Here is a 16,342-nt window from a genome sequence, read left to right on the forward strand (position 1 = left end):
CGCAACAGGGGGAGTGAGGAAATGAGCATCCAGACGACGAACGGGTTGGCGCGGCGGCGGCTTTTCCAACTCGGCGGTGCCGGCCTCCTGGCGGCGACCTTGCCGCGACCCGTGCTGGCCGCCGGCGGCAAGGCGATGAAGGGCCAGATCATAGCGGGGCTCTCGCAGGAACCGACCTTCTTCAATCCGCTGATGCCGCATATCGAGGTGGACGAGGCCGTCTATTGGGCCATTTATAGCCCGCTTTGGGGCGTGGACGAAAAGGGCGACTTCATCCCGCAGCTCGCAACCGAGATCCCGACCCAGGAAAATGGCGGCATCTCGGCCGACGGCCTGACCTGGACCGTCAAGCTGCGCGAAGGGGTGAAGTGGCATGACGGTCAGCCCTTCAGCGCCGACGACGTCAAATATACGATCGACCTTTTAAACAATCCCGATTTCAGGGCCGCCAAGCGACAGGGCCACGAGCTCGTAACCAAGGTCGAGGTCAAGAGCCCGACCGAGATCGTTTGGACGATGAAGGAGGTCTACGCACCCTATGCGGCCATCCTCGCCTGGACCTTCATCGTGCCCAAGCACGTCGTCGAGAAGGCCGCCAGTGCCAACGATTCGACGTTGAACACCGCACCGGTCGGCACGGGCGCCTTCAAGTGGCAGGAACGCGTGGCGGGCGACCATATCACGCTGGCGGGCAACCCCGATTTCTTCGGTGACGGGCCGCATGTCGAGCGGCTGGTCATCAAGTACATCCCCGATCTGACCGTCATGTACACGCAGTTTCAAACAGGTGACATCGATCATACGGGCCTGCAGGGCATCACGGCAGATCATTATGAGGAAGCGAGCAAGCTGCCGGACCGGGTGGTGCAGGCCAACCTTGTCGCTACGATCGAAAATATCGGTTTCAATCTCGGCAAGCCGCAATTCCAGGATCAGGCGGTACGCGAGGCGCTCTATTACGCCATTGACAAGCAGAGCCTGATCGATTCGATCTATTACGGCCTGCCGAAAGCGACCGAGTCCTACCTGCCGCAGCAATCCTGGGCCTTCAACCCCGACCTGCCCAAGCAGAGTTATGATCCGGAGAAGGCCAAGGCGATCCTGGATGCCGCGGGCTGGAAGCCCGGTGCCGACGGCATTCGCGAGAAGAATGGCGTCAAGCTGTCCTTTTTGAATTCCACCACGGCCGGCAACCATCTGCGCGAGCAGGCCCAGCAGCTGATCCAGCAGAACTGGGGCGATATCGGCGTCAAGATGGAGATCCACAACCTGCCGCCGGCGGTTATGTGGGGCGACTATTGGATGATGTCGAAATTCGACAGCGTCATCGTCGGCATCGGCTTCATGGTCGGCCCGGATCCGGATGCGACCGACTATTTCGGTGGCAAGCAGACGCCGGCCAAGGGCGGCAACGGCCAGAACACGACCCAGTACGACAATCCCGAGGTCAATCGTCTGCTGGCGGAGGCGGCCTCGACGCTGGACCGTGCGAAACGGACCCAGGCCTATAAGACGATGCAGGAGCATACCCGCCACGACCTGCCGTTTCTGCCGCTCTTCCAATATACGCTCATCGAAGGCGTGAAGAAGGGGCTGAACGGCTTCAAGGCCAGCATCAACGTCCAGTCCAATCTTTGGAACGTCCGCGATTGGTCCTGGAGCTGAGGCCGCCAGCGGCCAAGCTTGTCGACGGACCATCGCCATTCCTATGCCTGGCGGTGGAGCCCTTTATGGCTTCGTCATTCGGTGGCGGGCTGACTGATGATGACGGGCCCGAGAGGGTCGCGAGCACCATCGGATCGCCGTCGGCGATACTGAGCAGCCTTTATCGGCAAAGGAATTTTGAGCGATGATGCGCTATCTGGGCTCGCGTTTGCTGCAGAGCATCCTTTTGCTCTGGATCGTCTCGTTGATCGGCTTCTTCGTGCTCTATCTGGCGCCGGGTGGACCGCTTGCCCAGTTCGCGCTGACGCCCGGCATGACCCAGGAGCAACTGGCCCGGATCGCCCATCAGATGGGGCTCGACCGGCCCTTGCCCGTCCAGTACTGGGAGTGGCTCAGTCGTCTTTTGATCGGCGACTGGGGCCAGTCCTATCGGGATAGCCAGCCCGTGCTGGCGATCATCGGCTCGCATCTCTTCGCCACCCTGCTCCTGATGGGCGCCTCCACGCTGCTGGCGATGATCATCGGTACCTGGATCGGTGTTCTTGGCGCCATCCGGCGCTACTCGATCTTCGATTATCTGGCGACGATCGGGGCCATGATCGGCCTCTCCATCCCAACCTTCTGGTTCGGACTGATCGCGATCTATCTGTTCTCGGTCAAGCTGCCCTGGTTTCCGGCCGGCAACATGTACACCGTGGGCGATGCGTCCTTCCTCGACTACGCGCATCATTTGGTCCTGCCCTGCCTCGTCTTGACCCTCGTGACCGTGGCGATCTGGAGCCGCTACATGCGCTCGGCCATGCTGGATGTGCAGGGCCAGGATTTCATCCGGACGGCGCGCGCCAAGGGGCTGCCGGAGCACGTGGTCCTCCGGAAACACGCGATGCGCAACGCGATCTTGCCGATGATCACCGTGGCGGGGCTGCAGATCCCGACGATCCTTTCGGGCGCGCTCGTCGCCGAGACGGTCTTTACCTGGCCCGGCATGGGGCGGCTCTTCCTCGATTCCTTGAACTATCGCGACTATCCCGTGGTCATGGGCGTCTTGATGTTCTCGGCCGTCTTCGTGCTCCTGGGCAATCTCTTGGCGGACGTGCTCTATGCCGTCGCCGATCCGCGCATCCGCTTGACCTGAGGAGGGATGACGATGAGTGAGGCGACCCTTCCAGCCCAGCCGATCGAGGATATCGCTCCGGCGGCGCGCTTTCGGGCCGTGCGGCGATTCGTGCGCCACCGGCTGGCCATGGTGGGCGTGGTCATGATCCTGGTCCTCGTCCTGGGCTCGTTTCTCGGACCACATCTCTATCCGTTCGACGATTTGCGCATCGATATGCGCAACCGTTTCCAGGTACCCTTCATGGGGCCGCACTGGCTGGGCGCGGACCCGCTTGGCCGTGACCTCATGGCGCGGCTGATGACGGCGGGCCAGGTGTCGCTGGCCGTGGGCTTTGCCGCCATGATCCTCTCAACCCTGGTCGGCACCGCCATCGGTGCGGTGGCCGGCTTCTACGGAAGGGCTCTGGGCGGCGCGCTCATGCGCTTCGTCGACGCCATGCTCTGCTTTCCCAACATCTTCCTTCTCCTGACGCTGGCGGCCTTCATCCAGCCGGGCGTGTGGACCATCACGGCCATCATCGCCTTCACCTCGTGGATGGAGGTGGCCAGGGTCGTGGAGGGCCAGTTCAAGACCTTGCGCGAGCGTGACTTCGCCATCGCCGCCATGATGATCGGCAGTTCGGATGCCAGGATCATCTTCGCCGAGATCCTGCCCAATGCGGTGGCGCCGATCGTAGTTGCCGCCACCTTGAACGTGGCCCGCGCCATTCTGCTCGAATCCTATGTGAGCTTTCTGGGCTACGGCATTCAGCCGCCGCTGCCGTCCTGGGGCAATATGCTGAACAGTGCGCAGCAATATCTGACCTCGGCCCCCTGGCTGGCCATCTTTCCGGGCCTGGCCATCACGGCGGCCGTGACCGGTTTCAATTTCATCGGCGACGGGCTGCGCGACGCGCTCGACCCGCGCCTGGACGCTTGAGCATGACCCAGCCGATCCTGTCCGTGCGTGGCCTGAACGTCCGTTTTCGCGGCCGTGGCGGCGGCGAGGTGCATGTCGTCCGCGACGTCGATTTCGAGCTGGCCGCCGGCCAGACCCTGGCGCTCGTCGGCGAATCGGGCTCCGGCAAGAGCGTCACCTCGCTGGCGCTCATGCGGCTCCTGCCGGGCGAGCCGCGCTGTCGCATCGGCGGCCGCGTGCTCCTCGAGGGAAGGGATCTCCTGTACCTGACCGAGGCCGGGATGCGCGGCGTGCGCGGCAACGAGATCGCGATGATCTTCCAAGAGCCCATGACGTCGCTCAATCCGGTGCACCGGGTAGGCGAGCAGATCGCCGAATCGGTGCGCTTCCATAAGGGGCTTGGCAGGCGGGATGCCCTTGACCGCGCCGTCGAGCTCTTGGAGCTGGTCGGCATCCCGGACCCGCTCCGGCGGGCACAGGCCTTCCCGCACGAGATGTCAGGCGGCATGCGTCAGCGCGTCATGATCGCCATCGCACTCGCCTGCGACCCCAAGGTCCTGATCGCCGACGAGCCGACGACGGCCCTCGATGTCACCATTCAGGCGCAGGTCCTGGAACTCTTGCGCGACCTGCAGGCGAGAACGGGCATGGCCATGCTCTTCATCACCCATAATCTCGGTGTCGTGGCCGAGATCGCCGACCGGGTCATGGTCATGTATGCCGGCCGCATCGTCGAGCAGGCGGCTGTCGATCCGCTCTTCGCCAAGCCCTTGATGCCCTATACGCGCGGCCTGCTCGGGGCCGTGCCGCGCCTCGACATTTTCGCCAAGGAGAAACCGCCTTTGACCTCGATACCGGGTGCCGTGCCGGATCCGGCTCACCCGCCCAAAGGCTGTGCCTTCAATCCGCGCTGCACGCATCGCCAGGGGGGCCTTTGCGATCAGCGGACACCGCCGCTCGAGGCGGCCCAGCCCGGTCACGATGTCCGCTGCCTGCGCTGGCGCGAAGCCATGGAGGCCGCCTGATGGATCAGCCGCTCCTCGAGATCGACCATCTCTCGAAGCATTACGCCGTGGGCCGGAGCTGGCTCGGTCGGGGCGGTGGGCTGGTCCGCGCCGTCGACGACATCTCGTTCGTGATCCAGAAGGGCGAGATCCTGGGCCTTGTCGGCGAATCCGGCTCGGGCAAGTCGACGGTCGGCCGCATGCTGTTGCGCCTGGGAGACCAGCCGACCGCCGGGCGCGTCGACTTCGCCGGGCAGGACATCGCCCCCATGAGCCAGCGCCAGCTCCGGCCGCTCAGGGCGCGCATGCAGCTGATCTTCCAGGATCCCTATTCGTCCTTGAACCCGAAGATGACCGTGGGCCAGATCCTGGAGGCACCCTTGCGGATTCACGGCCGGGGCGGCGATCGCGCCGCCCGCCAGCGCAAGGTGGCCGAGGTCCTGGATCTCGTGGGGCTCCGTCCCGGTCATGCCGCCCGCTATCCGCATGAATTCTCCGGCGGCCAGCGCCAGCGGATCGGCATCGCCCGGGCCATCATCCTCGAGCCCGATTTCCTCGTCGCCGACGAGGCGGTCTCGGCGCTCGATGTCTCCGTGCAGGCGCAGGTCGTCTCGCTGCTCCTCGAGATCCGTCGCCGCATGGGTGTCACCATCCTCTTCATCGCCCATGACCTGGCCGTCGTCGGCTATATCTCCGATCGCGTCGCCGTCATGTATCTGGGTCGCATCGTCGAGCTTGCGCCCGTGGCCTCTCTCTATGCGCGGCCGCGCCACCCCTATAGCGAGGCGCTCTTCTCAGCCGCACCGGTGCCCGATCCCAGGGCGAATCGCCAGCGGATCCTCTTGGAGGGTGATGTGCCAAGCCCGCTCAACCCGCCCTCGGGCTGCGCTTTCCGCACGCGCTGCGCCTATGCGATCCCCGGGTGCGCCGCCGCCAGGCCGCCGCTGGCCGAACTCGCCCCCGGCCACTTCGCTGCCTGCATCCGGCCGGAGCTGGAGCTTCGGCGAGGCTGAAGGCCGGCTTTAGACGACGTTGCGCGGCTGGCCGGCCACGAAGGCATCGATATTGTCGATGAGCTGGTCGGCCAGGATCTGCATGGCCTCGCGGCTGGCCCAGGCGATGTGCGGCGTGACGATCAGGTTGGGAATGGAAGGGTCCAGGAGGGGATTGCCGTTCTTGGGTGGCTCCTCGGTCAGGACGTCGAAGCCGGCACCCGCGATCTGGCCTTCCTTGAGGGCCGTCGCCAGCGCGGCCTCGTCGACGAGGCCGCCGCGAGCCGTGTTGATCAGGATCGCATTTTTCTTCATGGCCTGGAGCTCGGCGGCACCGATCATGTGGCTCGTCGTCTCGGTCAGCGGCACGTGCAGCGTGATGACGTCGCTTTCCCTGATCAGCGTTGGCAGGTCGACCAGCCCCTCGGCTGGCATGACATCGTGGGCCAGGACGCGCATGCCCAAAGCTTCGGCACGGCTAGCTATCGCCTTGCCGATGGCACCGAAGCCGACAATGCCCAGCGTCGAGCCGGCGATGTCGTTGATCGGATGGGTAACGAAGCAGAACTGGCTGGCCCGCTGCCAGGCCCCGGCGGCCACGTCGTTGGCGTAGGCAACGAGGCTCCGCCGCAGCGCGAACATCAAGGCGATGACGTGCTCGGGCACGGTGTTGAAGGCGTAGTTGCGGATATTGACGATCGTGATGCCGCGCTCCTTGGCGGCATCCTTGTCGACGATGTCCGTGCCCGTCGCGGCGACGGCGATGAGTTTCAACGCCGGCAATTGCTCCAGTGTTGCCCGGCGCAGCGGCACCTTGTTGGTGATGCAGATCGAAGCGTCCTTGAGGCGCGGGACGATCTCCTCAGGGGGCGTGCGCTGATACTCGGCATAATGATGGGGAAAGGCCGGCTCCTTCAGCGTGGCGCCCAGCGTCTCGCGATCCAGGAACACGATTGAATGCGCCATGCCTGCCTCTCCTGTCGTTCGTTCGGCCGCGGGAGCGGCCCTGCATTATGGGCTCGCCCCTGGCCTAGCATCGAACGATGCCGGTCTGAAGACGGTGGCAGGCGGCAGGCCTGGGCCTAATCAGCGCAGGCGCGGCGGCATTCAGCGTCGCTGCGAGACGCCCGCTGCGACCAGGACCTCGAAGATTTTCTGGCCGAGCTTGGCAAAGCCCTGGCTGTTGGGGTGGATCTCGTCGTACCAGTCCTCGTGCTGGACGAGCCGCACGTCGCGGAGATCGACATGCACGATCTTCCCGGGATAACGGCCGGCCAGCCCTGCCAGCCGATCGTTCAAGGCGCCGATCAGATGGCGAATGACGGCATCTTGTGCCGGCTGCCCCTTATAGCCGAGCTCACGCAGCACGCTGCCCAGCCATTTATCGACACTCGTCCATGTCGGATGGCGCCATTCGCCCTCATTGCCGCCCGGATGGACATTGGCATAGCCGTGGATGAAGAGCGGCCGATCGATGTGTCCGGCCATGGTCGCGGTAAGGCGCTCGATCATGTCGAGCTTGGCCGTGAGGGCCGCCTGGTTGATCAAGGCCGGGTCATAGGCGCCGCTTGCGCTTGGTGCGACGAGGTCGTGGAGGGCGGAGCGTCCATTCAGATCGGCACCGATAATGTCATTGCCGCCGGCAGAGAGAAATAAGGCGCTGGGCAGGTCGGGGCCCTGCCATGCGCGTGTATATTCCGCTTCGTCGACCATGTTCTGGAACGTGTCGCCGGCAGCGGCCAGGCTCTTCACGATGAAGGATTGCGAGCTGTAGGCGATCATGTCGGTCAGCTCGACCGGGAATTGCGCCCAGGAATCGCCCTCGACCAGGAGGATCGGCGTCCGGGCGAACTGTGCGTCCGCGAGCATGGCCGTGTAACGCCGGTCGCGTTCCTGACGCTTGGTCCAGTTGGCGAAAGTGAGCGCCGTGCCAGCGAAGGGCTGCGAGGTCTTCGAGCGCGGCAGCGCGAAGGGTGCGTCCATGAGGATGCCGGCAAAGCTGATTCCGGGCGCGAAGGGCGGCGCATTCTCCGGATCGGGTCGCATGCGCTGGCCGAGACGGGCGACGAAATCCGGCTCTTCGAGACGCCTTGCGGCTTTCGACCAGAAAATGGGTGCTAGTGCCATCTACGCGCGCTCCTGCGCTTTGCCGGCAAGGGTGCCGCCGTTTCCGGCTGTCTGGCAATATTCATATATTCCCTGCGCTCCCAGACTACCCCGCGCGCAATGCCGTCCGTTCCGCTCAGCTTGCGTGGGCGGCGACCATGTCGAGAAACAAGCGATGCACGCGACGGTCCTGGCCAAGTTCCGGATGGAAGGTCGCGGCCAGGTGCGAGCCTTGCCTGACCAGCACCGGAGAGGTATCGCGCCAGGCAAGTGTTTCGACCTCTGCCCCCGCGCTCTCGATGCGCGGTGCGCGGATGAAGACCATTTCGAGGTCCGGGCCGGGCAGCAGCGTGCGACCGGTCTGGACGACCGAATCGTTCTGCCGTCCATAGGCATTGCGCCTGACCGTGACATCCAGGCAGCCCAGTGAGGGCTGCGCCGGATCCAAAACGCGGGCGGCCATCAAGATGGCGCCGGCGCAGGTGCCAAAGACGGGGTGTTGGCGGGCGAAGGTGCAGAGCCTGGCGAAGAAATCCTCGCTCTCGAGCAGGCGCAGCAGCACCGTCGATTCGCCGCCCGGGATGATCAGTCCGTCCAGGCCGTCCAACGCCTGCGGGCGGCGAACCTCCCGGCATGGCTGGCCGAGGTCGGCCAGAGCCGCGGCGTGCGCGGCATAGCCTCCCTGCAGGGCCAGGACGCCGATGCTTGGCGTCGTCGCATCCATGTGTCTACCAGCCTCGCGTCTGCAGCAGCTGGCCGGCTTCGAGGGCGGCCACCGCCAGGCCCTTCATGGCTCCGGTGCAATCCTCGCTGGCGGCGACCAGCAAACCGGCATCCTCGTAATGCGTCGTCGCCTTGACGATTGCCCGGGCGCGTGCCGCGGCCTCTGCCGGAGCGGCGAACTCGGTGGAATCGCGCATGAAGATGCCCGAGCCGACGAAGACCGCCTCCGCCCCCAATTGGCGCATCAAGGCAGCGTCAGCCGGCGTGGCGATGCCGCCGGCGGAGAAATTGGGTACTGGCAGACGGCCTGTCTTGGCGACGGCGCGCACCAGTTCGAGGGGGGCGCCCAGGCCCTTGGCCGCCACATAGAGCTCCTCCTCACCCATGACGGTGAGTCCTCGTATGTCCTTGACGATCTGCCGCATATGCTTGACGGCGTGGATGACGTCGCCGGTGCCGGCCTCGCCCTTGGTGCGGATCATGGCGGCACCCTCGCCGATGCGGCGGAGCGCCTCGCCGAGGTCGCGCGCGCCGCAGACGAACGGCGTCCTGAAGGCGTGCTTGTCGACATGGTTCAGCTCATCGGCCGGCGTCAGCACCTCCGATTCGTCGATAAAGTCGACGCCCAGCTCCTGGAGAATCTGCGCCTCGACGAAATGACCGATCCGGCATTTGGCCATCACCGGGATCGAGACGGCCGCCATGATCTCCTTGATCTTCTTGGGCGAGGCCATGCGGGCAACCCCGCCTTCCGCCCGGATCTGCGCCGGCACGCGCTCCAGCGCCATGACCGCCACGGCTCCCGCCGCCTCGGCGATCTCTGCCTGGGCCGCGTCCGTCACATCCATGATGACGCCGCCCTTGAGCATCTCGGCCAGGCCGGTCTTCACCCTCAGGCCCGGAAGGGCCGTCTCATTTGCCACGCCCACCAGCATTCACTCCGCCGCTAGTATTCCCGCGGCGAAGATTAAGGCGATGATTGGCCCTGTTAAGATCCATTTCTGACCAAAATGCATGGGGCCACTTTGACCGTCAACGCGCGGCGACGGTGCGAATGGCCTGGCGCAGGCCCAGCACTCCCCGGCGGATGGTCGCCTCCGGCACGCCCGTATAGCCGACGAGCAGGCCCTGGCGGTTGGGTGGCCCGAGAAAATAGCCGGAAAGGGCAGGGGCATCGATGTTCTCCGCCTGAGCGGCACTGGCAACAGCCCGGTCGTCCAGGCCCTGGCTGAGCGTGACGACGAGATGCATGCCGGCCTCGGCGGGCCTGGCGACGACGAGGCCGTCAAGTTCCTGCCTGCAGGCATCGATGAAGATCGCTTGTCGTTCGGCATAGAGCTTGCGCATGCGCCGAATATGCTGGACCAGATGACCAGCCTCGATGAACTCGGCCAAAGCCGGTTGCGCCAGCATTGGTGGATGGGTGTCGGTCAGTCGCCGGACGGCCGTGAAGGCGTCGATCAGATGATCCGGCACAACCATGTAACCCAGGCGCAGGCCGGGAAACATGACCTTGCTGACCGAGCCCACATAGATGACGCGGCCATCGGCATCCAGGCCCTGGAGGGCCGCCAGTGGCCGGCCGGCATAGCGGTATTCGCTGTCGTAATCGTCCTCAAGCACGAAGGCGTCGGCGGCCGAGGCCCATTCCAGCAGCTCGAGGCGTCGCTTCAGGCTCATCGTGATGCCGAGTGGATATTGATGCGAGGGCGAGACGCAGGCGAGCCTGGCGTCCGGCGCCAGACTCTGCCCGGCGGCTACGGAAAGTCCCTCCTCGTCGACCGGTACCGGAACCAGGCCCGCGCCGCCCGCCACAAGGGCGCCACGGATGCCGGGATAGCCCGGTTCCTCGACCCAGGCCTTGTCGCCCGGATCGATCAGCACGCGGGCGGCGAGGTCGAGGGCTTGCTGGGCGCCACTGACGATGATGACGTTGTTGAACGTGCAGCGAACGGCACGTGCTGTCCGCAGATAGAATGCCACCGCTTCGCGCAGCGGTCTGAAGCCCAGTGCCTCGCCGCCCACCAGGAAACTGGCCGGCGGGTCGCGCCAGTGCTTGGCCAGGAGCCGAGACCAGAGCTCGAAGGGAAAGGCTGCGAGCTCCGGCATGCCGGGGGAGAAGGTCGTGGGGCGGGGCCGGCTGCCGGCCATCTTGATCAGATCGGCGCCGCGCCTGGATGGGCCGGGCGGGCGGGCCTTGCCCTTGGTGTGCGCGCCGTGCTCGGCGCGCACCTGCAGCGCCTCTTCCGGCAGGCGCAGGGTCACGAAGGAGCCGCTGCCGATGACGCCTTCGAGATAGCCCTCGGCTGTCAACTGTTCGAAGGCGGCCAGCACGGTGTTGCGCGACACGTCGAGATCCTGGGCCAGCGTCCGGGTCGAGGGCAGGCGCGTGCCGCGCTTGAGCGAGCCGTCCAGGATCGCCTCGCGAATGGCGAAATAGAGCTGGCGGTGCATGGGCACGGGGCTTTCGGGTGCCAGCGCCAGCGTGCGCAGATAGGCCGGGATCGAGCTGGCCGTCATGTCCCGCCGCGATCGCATCAGCCTGCCACTCCCTCTCGATCATTGCCCGGACCGGTCGTCTGCGGCGGTTGTGGGGCGCTGCGGACCTTGAGTCCAGGCAAGCATCGACGATGCCCGGGCGTTCAGTCGAACTGGGCTCGCATGATCGCCTCGACCTTCGGCAGGCGCGCGGTCGCGGCGGCGACGGCTGTGAGCTTCGGGCAATGCGCGGCGAACCAGGCCCGGCCGGGGCGCCAGCGGACCATCACCACGACATAGAGGTCGAGGACGGAGAAGGTCTGGCCGAGAAACCAAGGCGAAGGGGTGATGGCCGCTTCGATCTGCTGCCAGTGCCGCATCATCTGGGCATCCGTTGCCTCGAGCAATCGAGCTGCCGCGTCGGCGTCGCCCGGCAGCAGCCGGTTGGCACCGTCGCCGACGATATATTGGGGGTAGATCGCGGCCACCACGAAAGCCAGCCAGCGCAGGAAGGCGGCGCGTTCGGGTGCGCCCGGCGGTGGTGCCAGCGGCGTTGCCGGCTGGCGCTCGCTCAAGAGGAGCAGCATGGCGGCACTCTCGGTCATGAGCTCGCCGTCCGGCAGGATAAGGACTGGTATCTGGCCCAGCGGGTTGAGGCTCAAGAGCCTCTGGCGATCCTTGGGCCGGTTTGGATCCAGTTCCTCCAGTTCATAGGCAAAGCCGCCCAGCGCCAGTGCCGCCTCAATGATCGCCGAGCCCCAGCCGCGCGTGCTGATCAGCCGATATGTCGAAGCCATCGCTACTCCTTGGTCCGCAGTGAAGGAATTCTGGCGCGCCGCACGAGAAGGCGCCAGTCCGCCGTCGAATCGCCGCGTCAGCCCTTGCCCAATAAAATGTTATAATATAACTAAACCTCTTCCTTGCCACCTGGAAGCTGCTTGGCTGTCAATGTCACCTCCGCTCTTCGTCGTGTTCCGTTGCGCCGCCGGCTCGCTTGCATGCGTCAACTGGTCGGTCTTTGGCATGTCCGCCTGGCGGCGACTGGCCTTGGCCGGACTCATTTTGGCTGGCCTCTGGCTGGCTGTCCTTTGGGCGATGGCCATTTGATGAGCGAGGCCGCTATCACGCTCGATGATCTGACGCTCGCCTATGACCGTCGCCCGGCGGTCCAGCATGTCTCGGGCGTCTTTCCGTGTGGCAGCCTGACGGCCATCGTTGGTCCGAATGGTGCTGGCAAGTCCACGCTTCTCAAGGGCATCGTGGGTTTGATCCGGCCCAGCCGTGGCCGTGTCACCTGTGCCAGCGGGCGGGCGCAGATCGCCTATCTGCCGCAGCAGGCCGAGATCGACCGCAGCTTTCCGATCATGGTCGGGGACGCCGTGGCGGCTGGTGCCTGGCGTCGAATCGGCGTCATGCGCGCGATCGGGCCGGACATTCGGGGGCAGGTGCAGGACGCGCTGTCCGCCGTGGGGCTGGAAGGCTTTGCCCGGCGTCCGGTGGGCTCGCTCTCGGCCGGCCAGTTCCAGCGCGTGCTCTTCGCCCGCCTGCTCCTCCAGGATGCCAGCATCATCCTGCTGGATGAGCCCTTCAACGCCGTCGACCAGCGGACCACGGCCGATCTTCTGCGCCTTGTGCGGCACTGGCATGGCGAGCAGCGCACGATTATCGCCGTCCTCCACGATTATGAGCAGGTGCGGGCGCATTTTCCCACGACGCTTCTGCTCGCCCGCCGCCTGCTGGAATGGGGACCGACCGCCAATGTCATGACGCCCGCCAATCTGCACCGGATGCGCGGCATGTCGGAGGACTGGGAGGAGGCCGGATTTTGCTTGCCGGAAGCCCATCGATGATCAGTCAGCTCTATGCGCTGGTAGCGCCCTTTCTCGACTACGGCTTCATGCGACGCGCCCTGGTTGCCTGCCTGGCCCTCTCGATCGGCTCCGGGCCGATCGGCGTTCTCCTTCTCCTCCGCCGCATGAGCCTGGTCGGCGATGCCATGTCACATGCGGTACTGCCGGGTGCCGCCATCGGATTTCTCTTCAGCGGCCTCTCCTTGTGGGGCCTGACGCTTGGTGGCTTCGCGGCCGGCCTCGCCGTGGCGGGCGTGGCCGGCCTGGTCGCACGGCACACCATGCTCAAGGAGGATGCGAGTTTTGCCGGATTCTACCTGACTTCGCTGGCGCTGGGCGTCCTCCTGGTCTCGATGCGCGGTAGCAATCTCGATCTTTTGCACATCCTCTTTGGCACGATTTTGGCGGTCGACGATCAGGCGCTGCTCCTGGTAGCGAGCATCGCCTCCTTGAGCACGCTTGTGCTGGCGTTCATCTACCGTCCGCTGGTCCTTGAATGTCTCGATCCGGGCTTCCTGCGGGCTGTGGGTGGTCGGGGCCAGCTCTATCACCTGGTCTTCCTCGTACTGGTCGTCCTCAATCTGGTGGCCAGCTTCCAGGCGCTGGGCACGCTCATGGCCGTGGGCCTGATGATGCTGCCGGCTGCCACCGCCCGTTTTTGGACCATCCAGGTCTGGAGCATGTGTCTGACGGCCAGCGTCACCGCCTTTCTTTCCGGTTTCATCGGCCTCCTCCTGTCCTATCGCTTTGGCCTGCCTTCGGGCCCGGCAATCGTCCTGACGGCTGCCGGCTTCTACGTCCTTTCCATTATCGTCGGTCGGCACGGCAGCCTCACGGCACGCCTGCCTCGGCGCCGAAACTATCGAGGATGAATTGATGGTACACTTTCTCAATCGTCATGGGCTGGCGGGCGTTTGCCTGGCCGGAGCGGTGTTTGCCGCCCCCATGGCGGAAGCCCGCGAGTTCAAGGTTGTCACCAGCTTCACGATCCTGGGCGATATGGTGCAGCAGATAGGCGGCCCGCATGTCGAGGTGACCACGCTCGTCGGACCGAACGGCGACCCGCATGTCTACGAGCCTACCCCGCAGGACGCCGAGAAGCTCGCCAGCGCCGATATCGTCTTCGTGAGCGGCCTCGGCATGGAAGGTTGGATGGACCGCCTCATCAAGGCCTCGGGCTACAAGGGCAAGCCGGTAACGCTCTCGACCGGCATCAAGACGCGCCAGATGGACGAAGAGGAAGAAGGCGGCCATGACCACGGTCACGGGGAGCGCGAGCTCGTCACGGACCCGCACGCCTGGAACAATCCCCTAAACGGCATCATCTACGTCCAGAACATCGCCAAGGCGCTGACCGCCGCCGACCCTGAGGACGCCGCCGACATCAACGCCAGGGCCAAGGACTACGAGGCCAGCCTCCGTCAGCTCGACGCCTGGGCGGCCGAAGCGATCGCTGCGGTGCCAAAGGACCGCCGCAAGGTGATAACCAGCCACGACGCCTTCGGCTATATGGCCGACCGCTACGGCATCACCTTCCTTTCGCCCGAGGGCTTCTCGACCGAATCCGAAGCCTCGGCCGCAGATGTGGCCGCCCTCGTCGACCTCATGAAGCGCAATCACATCAAAGTCGTCTTCATGGAGAATTCCAATGACCCTCGGCTCGTCCAGCAGATTGCGCGCGAAGCCGGCGGCCGCCTGGGAGGCAGCCTTTATCCCGAATCGCTGACTGGCCCCGAAGGCCCCGCACCCACCTATGAGCGCCTCATCCGCTATAATATCGAAACCCTCAAAGCGGGCATGCTCGCCCCTTAAGCCATCACGGCACCTTCTCTTCGTGCCCTGCCCGAATGGCCTGCGACCACAAGCCGCCGCCCATTCGGGCAGGGTGCGGCGAATCGCTGACTCTCCGCACACGCTTTCTGCTCCCTAGGTTCAAGCTGAACACCTAAAAGCCTGGGAGGCTTACTCGTGCCCGGACGCCACTTTCTCCACGTTCCCGGTCCTACCAACATTCCCGATCGAATCCTCTCGGCCATGCACGTGCCGATGGAGGACCACCGGAGCCCCCGTTTCCCCCAGCTTACCTTGCCGCTCCTGCAGGACCTGAAGAAGCTCTTCCGTACGGCCGACGGCCAGACCTTCATCTTTCCTTCCTCCGGCACGGGCGCCTGGGAAGCCGTCCTTACCAACACGCTGGCCACCGGCGACAAGGTCCTCTCCCCCCGCTTCGGCCAGTTCAGCCACCTCTGGATCGACCTCGCCCGGCGCCACGGCCTGGATGTCATCGTCCAGGAAGAAGAATGGGGTACCGGCGCCTCGCCCGAAAAAATCCAGGCCGCCCTCGAAGCCGACAAGGCCCACGCGATCAAGGCCGTCATGGTCGTCCATAACGAGACGGCCACGGGCGTCACCAGCGATATCGCTGCCATCCGCCAGGCCATCGACGCCGCTGATCACCCGGCCCTCCTCTTCGTCGACGGCGTCAGCAGTATCGCCTCCATCGACTTCCGCATGGACGACTGGCAGGTCGACGCCATCATCACCGGTAGCCAGAAAGGCCTCATGCTGCCAGCCGGCCTCGGCATCGCCGGCGTCAGCCAGAAAGCCCTGTATGCCAGCAAGACCGCCCGCGCCAACGATGCGCTTCGCCGCTGCTATTTCGACTTCGACGGCATGATCAGCGCCAACAAGGACGGCTACTTTCCCTATACGCCTCCCTTACCGCTGCTCTACGGCCTGCGTACCGCCCTCGACATGCTCTTCGAGGAAGGCTTGGACAACGTCATCGCCCGGCATCACCGCCTGGCCGAAGGCGTCCGTCAGGCCGTCGCCGCCTGGGGCCTCGACCTCTGCGCCAAAGCCCCCAACTGGCATAGCGACACCGTCTCCGCCGTCATGGTCCCCCAAGGCTTCAACGCCGCCGACGTCATCCGCCAGGCCTATACCCGCTATAACCTCGCTCTGGGCGCCGGCCTCTCCCAGGTCGCCGGTAAACTCTTCCGCATCGGCCACCTGGGCGACCTCAACGAACTCATGTGCCTGGGCGCCATCGCCGGCACCGAAATGGCCATGCGCGACATCGGCATCGACGTCGTCCCAGGCAGCGGCACCGCCGCCGCCAGCGAATATTACCGCCAGGACCAGTCCACGGCGTTCAGGACAGCGGCGGAGTAGAGAGCAGGAAGCGGCCTCCGGCGGCCAGGGGGCACCGCCCCCTGGACCCGGGGTGGGGCGGGATTGTCGGTCGCGGGTGAGTCTGAGCCCTGGCCTCCCACCATCACGAGGGCGGGCCGGTCCCGTAGCGGCCGATCTTCCGGGCACCCTGCAAGCGTATCGCCGCCTGCATGCTCTCCGCCGGCCGCTCGTGCCAGTACCGCGCCACACCTCGCGCCACCGCCTCCAGGCGCAACGCCGGCAGCGCGTTCGGACCAAGGCCCGTACCCATCCGCTCGGCCTCGGACGCCAGCTTGTCCGCCAGCCGGTTCAGCTCAGCCCGATTGTCCCGCGCCA

16 protein-coding genes are annotated in these 16,342 nt (G+C 65.4%); 9 read left to right on the forward strand and 7 right to left on the reverse strand.

Features of this window, described 5'->3' with window-relative positions; translation table 11 throughout:
* The first annotated feature begins 21 nt into the window (after positions 1–21).
* The 5 genes from CFB17_RS16360 (at position 22) to CFB17_RS16380 (ending at position 5,696) form a co-directional block, all read left to right on the forward strand.
* Positions 22–1,665 carry a peptide ABC transporter substrate-binding protein gene (locus CFB17_RS16360; RefSeq protein ID WP_088562649.1) on the forward strand — a complete coding sequence of 548 codons (1,644 nt, stop codon included), beginning with the start codon at positions 22–24 and terminating at the stop codon, positions 1,663–1,665.
* A gap of 184 nt (positions 1,666–1,849) precedes the next feature.
* Complete coding sequence (locus CFB17_RS16365; RefSeq protein WP_088562650.1) at positions 1,850–2,800, forward strand: ABC transporter permease; 951 nt, start codon at positions 1,850–1,852, stop codon at positions 2,798–2,800.
* A 12-nt stretch (positions 2,801–2,812) separates the two neighbouring features.
* Complete coding sequence (locus tag CFB17_RS16370) at positions 2,813–3,700, forward strand: ABC transporter permease (RefSeq protein ID WP_088562672.1); 888 nt, start codon at positions 2,813–2,815, stop codon at positions 3,698–3,700.
* Positions 3,701–3,702: 2 nt separating this feature from the next.
* Complete coding sequence (locus CFB17_RS16375) at positions 3,703–4,704, forward strand: ABC transporter ATP-binding protein (protein ID WP_088562651.1); 1,002 nt, start codon at positions 3,703–3,705, stop codon at positions 4,702–4,704.
* Entirely contained in the window at positions 4,704–5,696 is a 993-nt protein-coding gene (locus tag CFB17_RS16380) for an ABC transporter ATP-binding protein (RefSeq protein ID WP_088562652.1), read from the forward strand. Before CFB17_RS16375 ends, CFB17_RS16380 begins: the two co-directional genes overlap by 1 nt.
* Positions 5,697–5,705: 9 nt before the next feature.
* On the opposite strand, the gene CFB17_RS16385 is transcribed toward CFB17_RS16380, so the two are convergent.
* The 6 genes from CFB17_RS16385 to CFB17_RS16410 form a co-directional block, all read right to left on the reverse strand.
* Positions 5,706–6,641, reverse strand: a complete 936-nt coding sequence (locus CFB17_RS16385; protein ID WP_088562653.1) for a D-2-hydroxyacid dehydrogenase — start codon at positions 6,639–6,641, stop codon at positions 5,706–5,708.
* A 141-nt stretch (positions 6,642–6,782) separates the two neighbouring features.
* Complete coding sequence (locus CFB17_RS16390; RefSeq protein ID WP_088562654.1) at positions 6,783–7,802, reverse strand: hypothetical protein; 1,020 nt, start codon at positions 7,800–7,802, stop codon at positions 6,783–6,785.
* Positions 7,803–7,917: 115 nt separating this feature from the next.
* Complete coding sequence (pdxT, locus tag CFB17_RS16395; protein ID WP_088562655.1) at positions 7,918–8,505, reverse strand: pyridoxal 5'-phosphate synthase glutaminase subunit PdxT; 588 nt, start codon at positions 8,503–8,505, stop codon at positions 7,918–7,920.
* 4 nt (positions 8,506–8,509) lie between these two features.
* The gene (pdxS, locus tag CFB17_RS16400) at positions 8,510–9,433 is read right to left on the reverse strand and encodes a pyridoxal 5'-phosphate synthase lyase subunit PdxS (protein ID WP_407642433.1); all 924 of its coding nucleotides are present in this window, start codon (positions 9,431–9,433) and stop codon (positions 8,510–8,512) included.
* A gap of 103 nt (positions 9,434–9,536) precedes the next feature.
* On the reverse strand, positions 9,537–11,042 hold the full coding sequence (pdxR, locus tag CFB17_RS16405; RefSeq protein WP_088562657.1) for a MocR-like pyridoxine biosynthesis transcription factor PdxR: 1,506 nt from the start codon (positions 11,040–11,042) through the stop codon (positions 9,537–9,539).
* A 104-nt stretch (positions 11,043–11,146) separates the two neighbouring features.
* Positions 11,147–11,779 (reverse strand): glutathione S-transferase family protein, encoded by a 633-nt coding sequence (locus CFB17_RS16410; protein ID WP_088562658.1) that lies wholly within the window; start codon positions 11,777–11,779, stop codon positions 11,147–11,149.
* A 309-nt stretch (positions 11,780–12,088) separates the two neighbouring features.
* Between CFB17_RS16410 and CFB17_RS16415 the strand changes: the two genes are divergently transcribed.
* The 4 genes from CFB17_RS16415 (at position 12,089) to CFB17_RS16430 (ending at position 16,006) form a co-directional block, all read left to right on the forward strand.
* A complete protein-coding gene (locus CFB17_RS16415; RefSeq protein ID WP_088562659.1) occupies positions 12,089–12,832 on the forward strand; it encodes a metal ABC transporter ATP-binding protein in 744 nt (247 codons plus the stop codon).
* Positions 12,829–13,704, forward strand: coding sequence for a metal ABC transporter permease (locus CFB17_RS16420; RefSeq protein ID WP_088562660.1), 876 nt, complete (start codon positions 12,829–12,831; stop codon positions 13,702–13,704). The genes CFB17_RS16415 and CFB17_RS16420 overlap by 4 nt, the downstream gene beginning before the upstream one ends.
* Before the next feature lie 4 nt (positions 13,705–13,708).
* Complete coding sequence (locus CFB17_RS16425) at positions 13,709–14,644, forward strand: metal ABC transporter substrate-binding protein (protein WP_088562661.1); 936 nt, start codon at positions 13,709–13,711, stop codon at positions 14,642–14,644.
* Between the two features lie 156 nt (positions 14,645–14,800).
* Positions 14,801–16,006, forward strand: a complete 1,206-nt coding sequence (locus CFB17_RS16430; protein ID WP_088562662.1) for an aminotransferase class V-fold PLP-dependent enzyme — start codon at positions 14,801–14,803, stop codon at positions 16,004–16,006.
* Between the two features lie 103 nt (positions 16,007–16,109).
* Here CFB17_RS16430 and CFB17_RS19310 read toward each other — a convergent pair.
* Positions 16,110–16,342 (reverse strand): hypothetical protein (locus tag CFB17_RS19310; protein ID WP_165769662.1); only part of this gene is annotated, 233 nt, incomplete at its 5' end.

The sequence above is a fragment of the Arboricoccus pini genome, assembly GCF_900187945.1.
GTDB lineage: Bacteria > Pseudomonadota > Alphaproteobacteria > Geminicoccales > Geminicoccaceae > Arboricoccus > Arboricoccus pini.

What these genes read in the sequence shown, in the direction of transcription:
- CFB17_RS16425 (WP_088562661.1), top strand. Translation starts at nt 13,709, where the DNA reads ATGGTACACTTTCTCAATCGTCATGGGCTGGCGGGCGTTTGCCTGGCC.
- pdxR (WP_088562657.1), bottom strand. Translation starts at nt 11,042, where the DNA reads ATGCGATCGCGGCGGGACATGACGGCCAGCTCGATCCCGGCCTATCTG.
- CFB17_RS16420 (WP_088562660.1), top strand. Translation starts at nt 12,829, where the DNA reads ATGATCAGTCAGCTCTATGCGCTGGTAGCGCCCTTTCTCGACTACGGC.
- CFB17_RS16365 (WP_088562650.1), top strand. Translation starts at nt 1,850, where the DNA reads ATGATGCGCTATCTGGGCTCGCGTTTGCTGCAGAGCATCCTTTTGCTC.
- CFB17_RS16375 (WP_088562651.1), top strand. Translation starts at nt 3,703, where the DNA reads ATGACCCAGCCGATCCTGTCCGTGCGTGGCCTGAACGTCCGTTTTCGC.
- pdxT (WP_088562655.1), bottom strand. Translation starts at nt 8,505, where the DNA reads ATGGATGCGACGACGCCAAGCATCGGCGTCCTGGCCCTGCAGGGAGGC.
- CFB17_RS16385 (WP_088562653.1), bottom strand. Translation starts at nt 6,641, where the DNA reads ATGGCGCATTCAATCGTGTTCCTGGATCGCGAGACGCTGGGCGCCACG.
- CFB17_RS16360 (WP_088562649.1), top strand. Translation starts at nt 22, where the DNA reads ATGAGCATCCAGACGACGAACGGGTTGGCGCGGCGGCGGCTTTTCCAA.
- CFB17_RS16410 (WP_088562658.1), bottom strand. Translation starts at nt 11,779, where the DNA reads ATGGCTTCGACATATCGGCTGATCAGCACGCGCGGCTGGGGCTCGGCG.
- CFB17_RS16370 (WP_088562672.1), top strand. Translation starts at nt 2,813, where the DNA reads ATGAGTGAGGCGACCCTTCCAGCCCAGCCGATCGAGGATATCGCTCCG.
- CFB17_RS16380 (WP_088562652.1), top strand. Translation starts at nt 4,704, where the DNA reads ATGGATCAGCCGCTCCTCGAGATCGACCATCTCTCGAAGCATTACGCC.
- CFB17_RS16415 (WP_088562659.1), top strand. Translation starts at nt 12,089, where the DNA reads ATGAGCGAGGCCGCTATCACGCTCGATGATCTGACGCTCGCCTATGAC.
- CFB17_RS16390 (WP_088562654.1), bottom strand. Translation starts at nt 7,802, where the DNA reads ATGGCACTAGCACCCATTTTCTGGTCGAAAGCCGCAAGGCGTCTCGAA.